Origin of the sequence: Jujubicoccus corallicola (assembly GCF_047345645.1) — a bacterium.
In the GTDB taxonomy this organism is placed as follows: Bacteria; Pseudomonadota; Alphaproteobacteria; order Rhodobacterales; family Rhodobacteraceae; genus JBLEFH01.
The window spans coordinates 211,413-225,220 of the sequence record NZ_JBLEFH010000002.1; the positions used below are offsets into that span (position 1 = coordinate 211,413).

Below are 13,808 nucleotides of genomic sequence, written 5' to 3' on the forward strand. Positions count from 1 at the left end.
TAAACAATGATCGACTACGACTCATTTGATAAGCGTTTGGATCAAGCGCGCGCAGGATCGAAGGGAAATTTCGCATATATGGAACTGTACGGAAAAGTAGGCAGTATTTCTGGTGAGCAAAAATCTCTGAGGCCTATGGCAGTTGAAGCGAGAGATTTTCTCGTTTCCCTTGGGCTTTTTTTCTCTTTTTTGGCAGTGTTAGATATAATTTTGGAATTAAAATTTGAAGGTCAAGCTGCTCCGCGTCTTGAATATTTTCAGAGACTTATCTTCCTTCTAATCTTGTTGATGGCATTCTTCATTCCGATGTTGCAATTGCTAATTTCACATAGTAAATTAAAGGAAGAATTGCCTGGCTATAATATTATTATTAATTTCTTTATGATTGCTTTGTGGGTGTTTTTCATAATTTTTGCATTGATGACGTCCGTTTTTATTCTTTCTTCGTACTCTTAGACTTAGTATATGATCCCCATCCCCTCCATCGAATCCCAAACCATCGGGATCCTCGGTCTCGGTCGCTCCGGCCTTGCCGCCGCCCGCGCGGTGGCTGCGTCCGGCGGCACGCCGATCTGTTGGGACGACAATGAGGCGGGTCGCGAGAAGGCCGCTGAGGAGGGGTTCGAGACCCGTGATCTCACGCGCGATGCGTCATGGGAGGGGATCGATCTGCTCGTCACCTCGCCGGGCATTCCGCATCTTTACCCCGCCCCGCATCCGGTGATTGCCGCCGCGCTCGACCGGGGGGTGCCCGTCGATAATGACATCGGCCTGTTCTTCCGGGCGCTGGAAGATATCGCGGGCGAGTATGACCCCGAGCCGAAGGTGATCTGCATCACCGGCTCGAACGGCAAATCGACCACCACGGCGCTGACGGCGCATCTGCTGGAGACGGCGGGCCGAAAGGTGCAGATGGGCGGGAATATCGGGCGCGGTGTGTTCGATCTCGACCCGCCCGAGGATGGCATGGTTTATGTGCTGGAGTTGTCCTCCTACCAGACGGATCTGGCGCGGATGCTCGCCCCGGATGTGGCGGTGTTCATGAATCTCTCGCTCGATCATCTCGACCGGCACGGTGGCATGGGCGGCTATTTCGCGGCCAAGGCGCGGCTCTTCACGCTTGGCCAGCCGAACCGCGCTGTAATTGGCGTCGATCAGATGGAGGGGCGCTATCTCGCGGGCCAGATGGAGACGACCGGGAGCGAGGTGATCCGTATCTCCTCTGCCCGCAAGGTTGCGGGGCCGGGCTGGCGTGTGTTCGCGCGTAAAGGGTTTTTGACCGAATGGCGCGGCGAGAAGCAGATGGCCTCAGTCGATCTGCGCAGCCTGCGCGGGTTGCCGGGCACGCATAACCATCAGAATGCCTGCGCCGCCTGGGCCGCCTGCCGGAGCCTCGGGATCGGGCCGAAGGATCTCGCCAAGGGGCTGGAGAGTTTCGGCGGCTTGCCGCATCGCTGCCAGATCCTCGGGACCGCGAAGGGGGTGACCTGGGTCAATGACAGCAAGGCGACCAATGCCGATGCGGCCGAGCAGGCGCTGAAAGCGTTCGAGCGCATCCGCTGGATCGCGGGCGGTGTGGCGAAGGAGGGCGGGATCACGCCGCTTCTGCCGCTGATGGACCGGGTGGAGAAAACCTATCTCATCGGTGAGGCCGCGCCCGATTTCGCGCAGACACTCCGCAATGAGCCGCATGAGGTCTGCGAGACGCTGGAGCGCGCCGTCGCCCGCGCTGCCGAAGAAGCGCGGGAGGGCGATGTGATCCTGCTCGCGCCCGCTTGCGCGAGTTTCGACCAATATCCCAGTTTCGAGCATCGCGGCCGGGACTTTGAGGATCTGGTGAAGCCGCTTCTGAAAGACTAGACAGCAACGGCCCGCGCAGCGCTGTCGTATTCATCGGAAAATTCCCTCTAAAAGCTGGTCAGCTTGCCTCAATTGGTGCTACAGTCTTTTGCAAATCACCCCAAAGAGGGTGGATCGAGGCAAGACAGGCACGAAATAGAGGGGCAGATCCATGACGGATATGGTCTATGGTGGGGCTGCAGCCCATGAGGGCGAGCCGATCCTGCCGCGCTGGTGGCACAGCGTGGACCGCGTCTCGCTGGCCTGCGTTCTGGGCCTCATCGTTCTCGGGATCTTGCTGACCATGGCGGCCTCGCCGCCGCTCGCCGAGCGCAACGGTCAGGCGCAATTCAGCTATGTGATCAAGCAGTTGATCTTCGCCGGACCGGCGATTTTCGTTCTGCTCGCCACCTCGATGTGTGAGCCGACCAAGATCCGCCGGATCGGGGTGGTCGGCTTTCTGCTGTTCTTCGTCGCGATTGTTCTGCTGCCGGTCTTCGGCACCGATTACGGCAAGGGCGCGACGCGGTGGTATTCGCTCGGCTTTGGTTCGCTGCAACCGTCCGAATTTATCAAACCCTGCTACGCCGTGACGGCGGGCTGGCTGATGGCCGCGGGCAAGGAAATTGGCGGCCCGCCAGGCGGCAAGCTTGCGGCGAGCCTCGGCGCGGTTCTTTGCCTGATGCTGGCGCTCCAACCTGATTTCGGCCAAGCTGGCCTGATTTTCGTCGCCTGGGTCGTGATGTATTTCATCTCCGGCGCGCCGCTGATGTGGCTGATCCTCGCGGGTGTCTCGGTGGCCGCGCTGATGCGCTTTGCCTATTCCGCGTCGGAACACGTGGCCCGCCGGATCGACGGGTTCCTCTCGGCGGATGTCGATCCGCGCACGCAGATCGGCTATGCGATGGACGCGATCAAGGAAGGCGGGTTCCTCGGCGTCGGTCTCGGCGAGGGCGAGGTGAAATGGCGCCTGCCGGACGCGCATACGGATTTCATCATCGCGGTCGGCGCGGAAGAATATGGCATGATTATCGTGCTGCTGGTGATCGCGCTTTACATGACCATCACCATCCGCGCACTGATGCGGCTCTCGCAGGAACGCGACCTCTTTATCCGCCTCGCGGGCTCCGGCCTTGCCGCGCTCTTCGCGACGCAAGCCATGATCAATCTCGGCGTCGCGGTGCGGCTCTTGCCGGCCAAGGGCATGACGCTGCCCTTCATCTCCTATGGCGGTTCGTCGCTCGTTGCGGCCAGTCTCAGCATGGGGATGCTGCTCGCGCTGACGCGGACCCGGCCACAGCATGAGCTTTCCGAAATTCTGGGAGGCCAGTGATGCCGCTTCTGGTGATTGCCGCCGGGGGGACCGGCGGACATATGTTTCCCGCGCAGGCTTTGGCCGAAGAGATGCTGTCGCGCGGCTGGACGGTGCGGCTCGCGACGGATGCACGCGGCGCGCGCTATGCGGGCGGATTTTCCGGGGCGGTGGAGCGGCAGGTCCTCAAAGCGGGCAGTTTTGCGCAGGGCGGGTTGATCGGGAAGCTGACGACGCCCTTTCGGATTGGCGCGGGTGTGCTCTCGGCCAGCGCGGCGATGCGCAAGGACAAGCCCGCTTGCGTGGCGGGGTTCGGCGGCTATCCCGCGCTGCCGACCATGGCGGCGGCGGTGGCCTCGAACACGCCTTTCCTCATTCATGAACAAAACGGCGTTTTGGGCCGTGTAAACAAACTCTTCGCGCGCAAGGCCACGCTGGTGGCGCTTGGTATCAAGGGAGCGGATGTGCCGGGCGGCAAGCGTGTCGAATATGTCGGCAACCCGGTGCGCGGCGCGATCCGCGAGAAGGCGGGCGCGGCGTTTGAGATGCGCGGCGGAGGGCCGCTGAATGTGCTGGTCATGGGAGGAAGCCAAGGCGCGCGGATCATGTCGGAACGCATCCCCGAGGCGATTGGCGCGCTGCCGGAGGACATCCGCGCGCGGCTCACGATTACCCAGCAAGCCCGGCCCGAGGATGAACAGGCGGTGAAAAACGCCTATGAGGCGCTCGGGATCAATGCGGATATTCGCAGCTTTATAGACAATGTCCCCGAATTGATGGAAAAGGCGCATCTCGTCATTTCCCGCGCGGGCGCAAGTTCGGTGGCCGAGATCGGGGCGGTAGGCCGTCCGTCGATCCTGATCCCCTATGCGGCGGCGATGGATGACCACCAAACCGCCAATGCCGCGGCGCTGAAATCGGCCGGGGCGGCTTATGTGTTGAGCGAGACGGAGGCGACCGCCGCCGCGCTCGCCGCGAAAATTGAAACGGTCCTCGCGGACCCCGAAGGCGCGCATCACATGGCGCAGGCCGCGAAGAGCCAAGGCCGCCCGGATGCGGCCAAACATCTTGCCGATCTCGTGGAAGAGATCGCGAAAACAAAAGGTTAACTATGTCCCCAGCAACCCGTCTCCCTGCCTCCATCGGCCCTATCCACTTCGTCGGCATCGGGGGGATAGGCATGTCCGGCATCGCCGAGGTGCTGCTGTCGCTCGGTTATGATGTGCAAGGCTCGGATGCGAAGGACAGCCCCATTCTGCGCCGTCTCGAAAAGCTCGGCGCGAAAGTGTTTGTCGGGCAGAAGGAAGAGAATTTGGAAGGGGCGGAGGTCATCGTGATCTCCTCGGCGATCAAACCGGGCAACCCGGAGCTCGACGGCGCGCGGACTCGCGGTCTGCCCGTGGTGCGCCGCGCCGAGATGCTGGCCGAGCTGATGCGCTTGCGGAATAACGTCGCGGTGGCGGGCACCCATGGCAAAACGACCACCACCTCGATGGTTGCCGCACTGCTGGACGGCGCCGGGATCGACCCGACCGTGATCAATGGCGGGATCATCCATGCTTATGGCTCCAACGCCCGGATGGGGCAGTCGGACTGGATGGTGGTCGAGGCCGATGAGAGCGACGGGACGTTCAACAAACTCCCCGCCACCATCGCGATTGTTACCAATATCGACCCCGAACATATGGACCATTACGGCAGCTTCGATGCGCTGCGCGATGCGTTTTACCAGTTCGTTTCGAACATCCCGTTCTACGGTGTCGCGGTCTGCTGTATCGACCATGCCGAAGTGCAGAGCCTTGTAGGCCGCATCCGCGACCGCCGCGTCGTGACTTACGGGTTCAACAAACAGGCCGATGTGCGGGCGGACAATCTGCGTTATGAGAATGGCGTTGCGCATTTCGATGTGGCGCTGCCGGGGGAGGATCGCGTGATTACGAATTGCGCGTTGCCGATGCCGGGGGATCACAACGTGTCCAACGCCTTATCCGGCATCGCCGTAGCCCTGCATCTGGGCGCGAGCGATGATGAAATCCGCGATGCGCTGGCCGGGTTCGGTGGGGTCAACCGTCGCTTTACCCGTGTGGGCGAGGTGAATGGCGTGACGATCATCGACGATTACGGCCACCACCCGGTCGAGATTGCGGCGGTGCTGAAAGCCGCGCGTCATTCGACCAAGGGCCGCGTGATCGCTGTCCATCAGCCGCATCGCTACAGCCGCCTGCAATCGCTCTTTGAGGACTTCTGCACCTGTTTCAACGATGCCGATGTGGTCGCCATCGCGCCGGTTTATGCCGCGGGCGAGGACCCGATTGAGGGCGCATCGCAGCAGGATCTTGTCGCTGGCCTGATCGACCACGGCCACCGCCGGGCGCTGGCGCTTTCGGGCGAAGACGCGCTGGCCGATTTCGTGCGCGCGGCGGCGGGCGAGGGCGATATGGTCGTCTGCCTCGGCGCGGGCTCCATCAGCCAGTGGGCCAATGCGCTGCCAGAGGCGCTGACCTGCAAGCAACCCGCCTAAGATGATCGCCCTCCTCGCCATTCTGGTGCCGCTTTGCTATGTCGGCTTCTATGCTTTGGCGGGGGTGATGGAGGCCGCGCGCTTCCGGCAGGTCTCGAACGCGCTGTCGCTCATCCTGCCGCTGGGCGTGTTCGCGACGCATTTCTCGCTCGGCTTGAAGGTATTTTTGGCGCTGGTCATGGGCATATCGCTGTTTCTTGGAGCAGCATGGGCGGCCCATATCCGGCGCAAGCAAGGTTATTGAAAGGGCTCATCATGGGGCTGATCGACCGTTTGCCCCCCGTTCGGGGCGGGCTTTATGAAAACCGCGACATGGCGGCGATGAGCTGGCTCAAGACCGGCGGCCCGGCGGAGGTGCTGTTTCAGCCCGCCGATCTCGATGATCTGTGCGATTTCCTGAAAGCGCTGCCAGAGGATGTGCCGGTCTTTCCGGTCGGCGTCTGCTCTAACCTCATCATCCGCGATGGCGGGATCGACGGGGTGGTGATCCGCCTCGGGCGCGGCTTTAACGGGATCGAGATTGACGGCACGCACGTCACCGCCGGCCCGGCGGCGCTCGATGCGCATGTCGCTCGCAAGGCTGCGGATGCGGGGGTGGATGTCGCGTTCCTGCGCACCATTCCCGGCGCGATTGGCGGCGCGGTGCGGATGAATGCGGGCTGCTATGGCCGCTATATGGCGGATGTTTTCGTGAGCGCAAACGCGGTGTTACGGGACGGCTCTCAAGCGACGCTCACCGCCGAGGACCTCAATTTCGCCTATCGCCAGAGCGATTTGCCAGACGGTGCCGTGATCACCGCCGTCACCATGGAAGGCCCGAGAGGCGAACCCGAAGCGATCCATGCAGCGATGGAAGAGGCGCTGGAGAAGCGCGAGAAAACCCAGCCGACGAAAGACCGCTCCTGCGGCTCGACCTTCCGCAATCCCGCCGGGTTTTCCTCCACCGGCAAGGCAGACGACACGCATGATCTCAAGGCGTGGAAACTCATCGACGATGCCGGGATGCGCGGCGCGAGCATTGGCGGCGCGCAAATGTCGCCCATGCACAGCAATTTCCTCGTGAACACCGGGGGGGCGACATCCGCCGATCTGGAAGATTTGGGCGAGGAAGTGCGCAAAAAGGTTTTCCAATCGAGTGGGATTCAGTTAGAGTGGGAAATCAAGCGGGTAGGCCGTCGGGCCTGACCGTATTTTCGCCGGAAAGCTCACCAGAACATAAAGAGCACCGGCATTTGACGGGGGCAGTATGTCGAGCAGGGCAACTTCCCGGGTCGCGGTATTAATGGGCGGACCTTCGGCTGAGCGCGAAGTGTCCTTGTCCTCTGGTAAAGAGTGCGCCGCCGCGCTTCGGGGTGAAGGATTCGAGGTCATCGAGATCGATGCGGGCGACGATCTGGTCGAGCGCCTGCGCGAGGCTCAGCCTGACGTCGTGTTCAATGCTTTGCATGGCCGTTGGGGTGAGGATGGCTGCGTTCAGGGCATCCTCGAATGGCTCCGCATTCCCTACACACATTCCGGCGTTCAGGCCTCTGCGGTCGCGATGGACAAGGAACTCACCAAGCAGATTTACCGCGATGCGGGCTTGCCGATCGCCGAAAGCGTGATCGCCGAGACCGACCGCGTGCGCCGCGAGCATGTGATGGCCCCGCCCTATGTGGTGAAGCCGTATAATGAGGGCTCGTCGGTCGGGATCTACATTGTCGCGGAAGGCGCGAACACGCCGCCGGAGATTTCCCAGGACATGCCCGCGACCGTGATGGTCGAGAGTTATGTGAAGGGCCGCGAGTTGACCGTCGCGGTGATGGATGACAAACCGCTGACCGTCACCGACATCATCAGCGATGGCTGGTATGATTATCATGCGAAATACGGGGAAGGCGGCTCGCGCCATGTGTGCCCCGCCGAGATCCCGCAGGATGTATTCGATGCCTGCATGGATTACGCGCTCCGGGCGCATCAGGCGCTTGGCTGCCGCGGGGTGAGCCGGACCGATTTTCGCTGGGATGATGAACAGGGCGTGGACGGGATTATCCTGCTCGAAACAAACACCCAGCCGGGGATGACGCCGACCTCGCTCGCGCCCGAACAGGCGCAGGCGGTTGGCATTTCCTATGGCGCGCTGTGCCGTTGGCTGGTGGAGGATGCGTCATGCGAGCGATGAAAGATCCCGCGCCGTCGCGCCTCGCCTATAAAATGCAGCGGCTCTGGCTGACGCCACGCTTCCGCCGATTCCTGAGCTATTGGCTGCCCATGTGCGTCGCCGTGACAGCCGTGGCCGTGATCATCGCGCATCCGGCGACACGCGGCGCGATCACGGAGCAATTCCACGCGGCGCGGGACGGCATTGCCGCGCGGCCCGAATTTCAGGTGACGGCACTTGAAGTGACGGGCGCAAACCCCCGGACCACAACGCAAATTGAGGGTCAGTTGGGGATCGACTTCCCGATCTCTTCGCTCGATCTCGATCTTCCCGCGATGAGCGAGAAGCTGGCGACCATCCCGATGGTTTCTGCAAGCGAACTCAAGGTCTCCGGCGACAAACTTCAAGTGGTCGTCACCGAGCGGCGGCCCGAAATTCTCTGGCGCGGCCCGGAAGGGCTGATGCTGATGGACCGCGAAGGGCGCCAGCTTGGCCGGATCGACAGCCGCAATGAGGCGGCGCGTCTGGCGCTGATCTCCGGGGCCGGGGCCGAGCGCGAGATTGACGAGGCGCTGGCGATTTATCGTGCCGCCGGGCCGCTGGTCGCGCGGGTGCGCGGGCTGGTGCGGATCGGGGAACGCCGCTGGGATGTGGCGCTGGATCGGGGGCAGGTGATCCGCTTGCCCGAAGAAAACCCGGTCGCCGCGCTGGAGCGGATTTTGGCGCTTCACGAGGCCGAGGATGTTCTGCGCCGCGATGTCGCGGTGATTGATATGCGTGTGGGCGAGCGGCCTGTGCTGAAGCTGGGGAATGGCGCGCTTGAGGAATTGGCGCGGGTGAATGCTGAGGGAGAGAAAATATGACGATGCCGCTTTATGAGGCGCAGCGGGCCATGCGGGCCACCCGTCAGGCGGCGATCAAACGCGGCGAGGTGGCGGTTCTCGACATTGGCACCTCCTCGATCCGTTGCTTCGTGCTGAAATTCGACCCCTCCCGCCAACATGCGCTGGCCGAGGGGATCGGCTCGCTCTCGGGTCACGGCGCGTTCCGCGTGATCGGCGCGGCGGTGAACCGCGCCCGCGGTGTGCGTTACGGCGAGATCTCCGCCATGGAAGAGACCGAGCGCGCGATCCGCACCGTCATTCAGAACGCGCAGCGGATGGCGAATACCCGTGTGGATCATGTGATCGCCTGTTTCGCGGGCGGGCGTCCGCGCAGCTATGGCATTGAAGGCAAAGTCGATATCACCGGCAAACCCGTCGGCGCGCCGCAAATTGGCCGCGCCCTCGCAAGCTGCGATGTGCCGGATTATCAGGATGGCTATCACGAGGCGCGGGAAGCACTTCATGCGCTGCCGGTGAATTTCGCGATTGATGGGCGCTCGGGTCTCACCGATCCGCGCGGTCAGGTGGGCGATGAGCTGTCCGTCGATATGCACCTCATGACCGTCTCCGGCGGCGCGGTGCGCAACATCCTGCAAGCGATCCGCCGCTGCGATCTCGAACTCGCCGGGCTCACCCATTCGGCCTATGCCAGCGGCATGTCGGCGCTGATCGAGGATGAGCAGGAACTCGGCGCGGCCTGTATCGATCTGGGCGCGGGTTCGACCGGTCTTTCGATTTTCCTGCGCGGCCAGATGATTTACGGCGACGCGCTCCGCATGGGCGGCAGCCAGATCACCGGCGACATTGCCCAAGGGCTGATGGTCAGCCGTCAGGTCGCCGAAGAGGTAAAGATTCGCCATGGCGGCGTGCTGGCGACGGGTCTCGATGATCGCGACTATATCGACCTGCCGAGCGAGCAGGGGGACTGGGAGCACGGCACCCGGCAGATCACCCGGACCGAGCTGATCGGCGTGATCCGCCCGCGCGTCGAAGAAATCCTCGAACACGTTCGCGCGAGCCTCGATGCGGCGGGCTTCGATTATCTGCCCGGGCAACGGGTCGTGCTGACCGGCGGCGGGAGCCTCTTGCCCGGTATCGACGGGCTGGCGAGCGACATTCTGGGCCGCCGCGTGCGGCTCGGTCATCCGGTGCGTGTGCAGGGCCTTCCGCGCCGCGCGTCGGACGCCCATTTCTCCGCGCTGGTTGGCCTCGCGCTCCATGCGGTCCACCCGCAGGACGAGTGCTGGGATTTCGATCTGCCGGATGAAATTTTCGCCCGTAAACCGTTCCATCAGGCGGTGCGCTGGTTCAAAGAGAACTGGTAATTACGCGCGAAATATTGCCTATGATCAGGTGGCTCTCCGCTAGATTATGCGGTGAGCCATATTTTGAAGTGACGGCTCGGCAGTTTTTCGCTACGATACGAATCGAACATCCAAAATTCGGTGGGTCGGCGCGGTAAACGGGCCGCTCAGAGCGCAACGAGCAGAGCAAGCAGGCACTATTATGACACTCAATATCGGTTTGGCGGAAAATCACGACCTTCAGCCGCGCATCACGGTGGTGGGCGTCGGTGGCGCGGGTGGCAACGCCGTCAACAACATGATCGAAAAGGCGCTGGAAGGCGCGGAATTCGTCGTCGCGAACACGGACAGCCAGGCGCTGCAACAGAGCCGCGCAGATCTGCGCATCCAGCTCGGCGCGCGTGTGACCGAGGGTCTCGGCGCAGGTGCGCGCCCTGAGATCGGGAAAGCCGCTGCCGAAGAGAGCATTAACGAGATCGCGGAATATCTTCAGGGCCGTCACATGTGCTTTGTGACCGCCGGGATGGGTGGCGGCACCGGGACGGGCGCCGCGCCAGTGATCGCACAAGCGGCCCGCGAAATGGGGGTTCTGACGGTGGGTGTCGTGACCAAGCCGTTCACCTTCGAAGGCAGCAAGCGGATGCGTCAGGCGGAAGCTGGGATCGAAGCGCTTCAGCGCCATGTGGACACGCTGATCATCATCCCCAACCAGAACCTGTTCCGTCTCGCGACCGAGAACACCACCTTTACCGAAGCCTTCATGCTGGCCGATGACGTTCTTTATCAGGGTGTCAAAGGGGTGACGGATCTCATCGTCCGTCCGGGCCTGATGAACCTCGACTTTGCCGATATCCGCACCGTGATGGACGAGATGGGCAAGGCGATGATGGGGGCAGGCGAGGCCGAAGGCGAAGGCCGGGCGCGTCAGGCGGCGGAACTCGCTGTCTCCAACCCGCTGCTCGACGAGGTCAGCCTCAAAGGCGCGAAAGGCGTTCTTATCAACGTCACCGCAGGCCGCGATCTCACGCTGTTCGAACTGGACGAAGCGTCGAACTACATCCGCGAGCAGGTGGACGAGAACGCCAATATCATCGTCGGTTCGACCCTCGATCCGGAAATGGAAGGCCGCATCCGCGTCTCGCTCGTCGCGACCGGGATCGATGCCGAGCCGCAGAGCGGGTCCGAGCGTCCGGCGGTTGGCGGTTACAACCAGGCGGCGATTGCCCGTCAGGAGCCGAAGCCCGAAGTGGCCGCACCTGTGCAGCCCACTCCGCGCTATGAGCAGCCGACGCCGCAGCGCCAGCCGGAATTCGCCGAAGAGCCGCGCGAGCCGCGTTACAATCCCGAGCCGGTGCAGCGCGCCGAGCCGGAACCGCAGCAGCCCGCCGAGCCGCAGGCCCCCCGGTCGACCTTTATCGACCAGCAGGCGGCAGGCTTGAGCCCGCGTCCGGTGCAGCAGCAGCCGACACCGGAGCCGCGTGCCGAAGAGCCGCAGACCCCGGCACAGCCCGCCGCGCCGCAGCGCAGCCACAACCCGATCAACAGCCTGATTGAGCGGATGAGCCATGGCCGCAACGCGCAGGCGGCATCGGGACTGACCGGCGGCACCGCAGGCGCCAAATCGGGCCCGGCTCCGAAGGATGAGGACGACTCGCAGGACGAGCAGATGGAGATCCCGGCGTTCCTCCGCCGCCAGGCCAACTAAGTCAATCCACTTTAAGATCATTGATTAAGCCCCTGCATTTGCGGGGGCTTTTCATTTGTGTCGGTTCTGTAGCATTTCGACATATTCTTTGATTTGTCGCCTAAGTGCCGTGGGCGTAATTTCTCTGGGAAAGATGGAAGGGCAGACGATTCTTAACGCCCCTCCCAAGAGACGTTCAGATCGAGGCAGAGCCATGCAGACGACACTGAAAAAATCTGTGACTTTGATCGGCACCGGGCTGCACTCGGGCCGCCCTGTGCGCATGACCATCGCGCCGCAGCCAGCCGATTTCGGGATCTGGTTCCGCCGCACCGATGCGCAAGGCAACGACACGCTGATCCCCGCTCTTTACGACTCGGTGGAAAACACCACGCTCTGCACCCGGATTGCGGGGGAGAATGGTGTCACTCTCTCGACGATCGAGCATATCATGGCGGCGCTGGCAGGCTGCGGTGTCCATAATGCGCTGGTGTCCGTGGATGGGCCGGAAGTGCCGATCATGGACGGCTCCTCGCAGCGTTTCGTGCGCGCGATCCGCGAGGCGGGTCTGCGCCGTCTCGACGCGCCGCTTTACGCCATCGAGATCCTGAAACCGGTGCGTTACGAGGATGGCGCGGCTTCTGCCGAGCTGCATCCCCATGACGGGTTCGCCATCGACTTCACCATTGATTTCGACGATGCGGCCATTGGTCATCAGGAAATCAAGCTCGATATGTCGAACGGCCAGTTCATGCGCGAGCTGTCGGACTGCCGGACCTTCTGCCGCCGCGGCGACGTGGACATGATGCAGCAGAACGGCCTCGCCCTTGGCGGCGGGCTGGAAAATGCGGTCGTGGTCGAAGGCGACAAGGTGCTGAACCCGGAGGGCTTCCGCCGTTCAAATGAATGTGTGCGTCACAAGGCGCTCGATGCGGTCGGCGATCTCGGCCTCGCCGGGCACCCGATCCTTGGCCACTATATCGGCAACCGCGCGGGCCACGGCATCACCAACCGTCTGCTGCACACGCTGTTTGCGCAGCCCGATGCGTGGCGTCTCGTCGAAGTGTCGCCGGAAACCGCGCGCAAGCTGCCGGGCGGCGTCGCGGCGCTGACCGAACTGCGCGAAGCCGTTTAACCGGCGGCTTTGCGTGCCTTCGCGCCTTCGAAGTCTTTCCCCTTTGAGAATGCTATGCTAACTCGTGGCATGGCCGCTGCTTTGCCGGTCCGGCCCGGAGCATTCTGAGGTAACTATGCAGATGAAATCGCTGGCGAGACTGGGGCTCATGGGCCTCCTGCTTCTGGGAACCGCGTCCTGTGGTCGCGTGCCGGGCGCAAATGCGCTGTTTGGCCCCGAAGAGGCAACAGGCGAGGAGCAGGCCGTCGGCAGCGCCGAAGCGCTTTATCTTGAGGCCGAACGTGATCTCGAAAATGGCAATGCCGATGATGCGGCGGAGCAGTTTGAGGAAGTCGAGCGGCTTTACCCCTATTCCGAATGGTCCCGCCGGGCGATGATCAATCAGGCTTTTGCCTGGCATGAGGCGCGCGACTATGAGCGCAGCCGGTCCGCGGCGGAGCGGTTCATTTCCTTCTATCCCGCTGATAAAGATGCCGCTTACGCGCAATATCTCATCGCGCTTTCTTATTACGACCAGATCGCCGATACGGGCCGCGATCAGGGAAACACCTTCCTCGCGCTGCAATCCCTGCGCGACGTGATCGAGCTTTACCCGGACAGCGATTACGCTAAATCAGCGCTGCTGAAATTCGACCTGACCCTCGACCATCTCGCAGGTAAGGAAATGCAGATCGGGCGGTTCTATCTCAAGCGCCAGCATTATCCGGCGGCGATCAACCGGTTCCGCGCTGTGGTCGAGGAATATCAGACCACCAGCCACACCGCAGAGGCGCTGCACCGTCTTGTCGAATCCTATCTCTCACTCGGCCTTGATGGCGAAGCACAGACAGCAGCGGCGATTCTGGGGCACAACTTCCCCGGCTCGATCTGGTATCAGGACAGCTATGCGCTGCTGACCGGTCGCGGGCTGCGCCCCGAGGCGAAGAGCCAGGGCTGGCTCGACGATGTCTGGCGGCAGGTCGTTCAGGGCAAGTGGCTCTGAGCTGACC

General features: G+C 62.6%; 13 protein-coding genes. All 13 read left to right on the forward strand.

All coding sequences use genetic code 11. The features are described 5' to 3' along the window. The first annotated feature begins 6 nt into the window (after positions 1 to 6). The 13 genes from ACMA5I_RS03835 (at position 7) to bamD (ending at position 13,801) form a co-directional block, all read left to right on the forward strand. Positions 7 to 456: a hypothetical protein gene (locus ACMA5I_RS03835; protein ID WP_525884912.1), complete on the forward strand. Its 450-nt coding sequence runs from the start codon at positions 7 to 9 to the stop codon at positions 454 to 456. A gap of 9 nt (positions 457 to 465) precedes the next feature. Next, the gene (gene murD, locus ACMA5I_RS03840; protein WP_525884913.1) at positions 466 to 1,860 is read left to right on the forward strand and encodes a UDP-N-acetylmuramoyl-L-alanine--D-glutamate ligase; all 1,395 of its coding nucleotides are present in this window, start codon (positions 466 to 468) and stop codon (positions 1,858 to 1,860) included. Between the two features lie 151 nt (positions 1,861 to 2,011). Beyond that, entirely contained in the window at positions 2,012 to 3,172 is a 1,161-nt protein-coding gene (locus tag ACMA5I_RS03845; protein WP_525884914.1) for an FtsW/RodA/SpoVE family cell cycle protein, read from the forward strand. Further along, a complete protein-coding gene (gene murG, locus ACMA5I_RS03850; protein ID WP_525884915.1) occupies positions 3,172 to 4,260 on the forward strand; it encodes an undecaprenyldiphospho-muramoylpentapeptide beta-N-acetylglucosaminyltransferase in 1,089 nt (362 codons plus the stop codon). The genes ACMA5I_RS03845 and murG overlap by 1 nt, the downstream gene beginning before the upstream one ends. Positions 4,261 to 4,262: 2 nt before the next feature. Then, positions 4,263 to 5,672, forward strand: coding sequence for a UDP-N-acetylmuramate--L-alanine ligase (gene murC, locus ACMA5I_RS03855; protein ID WP_525884916.1), 1,410 nt, complete (start codon positions 4,263 to 4,265; stop codon positions 5,670 to 5,672). 1 nt (position 5,673) lies between these two features. After that, positions 5,674 to 5,916: a hypothetical protein gene (locus ACMA5I_RS03860; RefSeq protein WP_525884917.1), complete on the forward strand. Its 243-nt coding sequence runs from the start codon at positions 5,674 to 5,676 to the stop codon at positions 5,914 to 5,916. Positions 5,917 to 5,927: 11 nt separating this feature from the next. Continuing rightward, positions 5,928 to 6,857: a UDP-N-acetylmuramate dehydrogenase gene (murB, locus tag ACMA5I_RS03865; RefSeq protein ID WP_525884918.1), complete on the forward strand. Its 930-nt coding sequence runs from the start codon at positions 5,928 to 5,930 to the stop codon at positions 6,855 to 6,857. A gap of 61 nt (positions 6,858 to 6,918) precedes the next feature. Further along, positions 6,919 to 7,833 (forward strand): D-alanine--D-alanine ligase family protein, encoded by a 915-nt coding sequence (locus ACMA5I_RS03870; RefSeq protein ID WP_525884919.1) that lies wholly within the window; start codon positions 6,919 to 6,921, stop codon positions 7,831 to 7,833. After that, entirely contained in the window at positions 7,821 to 8,675 is an 855-nt protein-coding gene (locus ACMA5I_RS03875) for a cell division protein FtsQ/DivIB (protein WP_525884920.1), read from the forward strand. The genes ACMA5I_RS03870 and ACMA5I_RS03875 overlap by 13 nt, the downstream gene beginning before the upstream one ends. Beyond that, entirely contained in the window at positions 8,672 to 10,021 is a 1,350-nt protein-coding gene (ftsA, locus tag ACMA5I_RS03880; RefSeq protein WP_525884921.1) for a cell division protein FtsA, read from the forward strand. The genes ACMA5I_RS03875 and ftsA overlap by 4 nt, the downstream gene beginning before the upstream one ends. Before the next feature lie 181 nt (positions 10,022 to 10,202). Further along, positions 10,203 to 11,705: a cell division protein FtsZ gene (gene ftsZ / locus ACMA5I_RS03885; protein ID WP_525884922.1), complete on the forward strand. Its 1,503-nt coding sequence runs from the start codon at positions 10,203 to 10,205 to the stop codon at positions 11,703 to 11,705. 193 nt (positions 11,706 to 11,898) lie between these two features. After that, the gene (lpxC, locus tag ACMA5I_RS03890; protein ID WP_525884923.1) at positions 11,899 to 12,819 is read left to right on the forward strand and encodes a UDP-3-O-acyl-N-acetylglucosamine deacetylase; all 921 of its coding nucleotides are present in this window, start codon (positions 11,899 to 11,901) and stop codon (positions 12,817 to 12,819) included. A gap of 115 nt (positions 12,820 to 12,934) precedes the next feature. Continuing rightward, positions 12,935 to 13,801, forward strand: a complete 867-nt coding sequence (bamD, locus tag ACMA5I_RS03895) for an outer membrane protein assembly factor BamD (protein WP_525884924.1) — start codon at positions 12,935 to 12,937, stop codon at positions 13,799 to 13,801. The last annotated feature ends 7 nt before the right edge of the window (positions 13,802 to 13,808 follow it).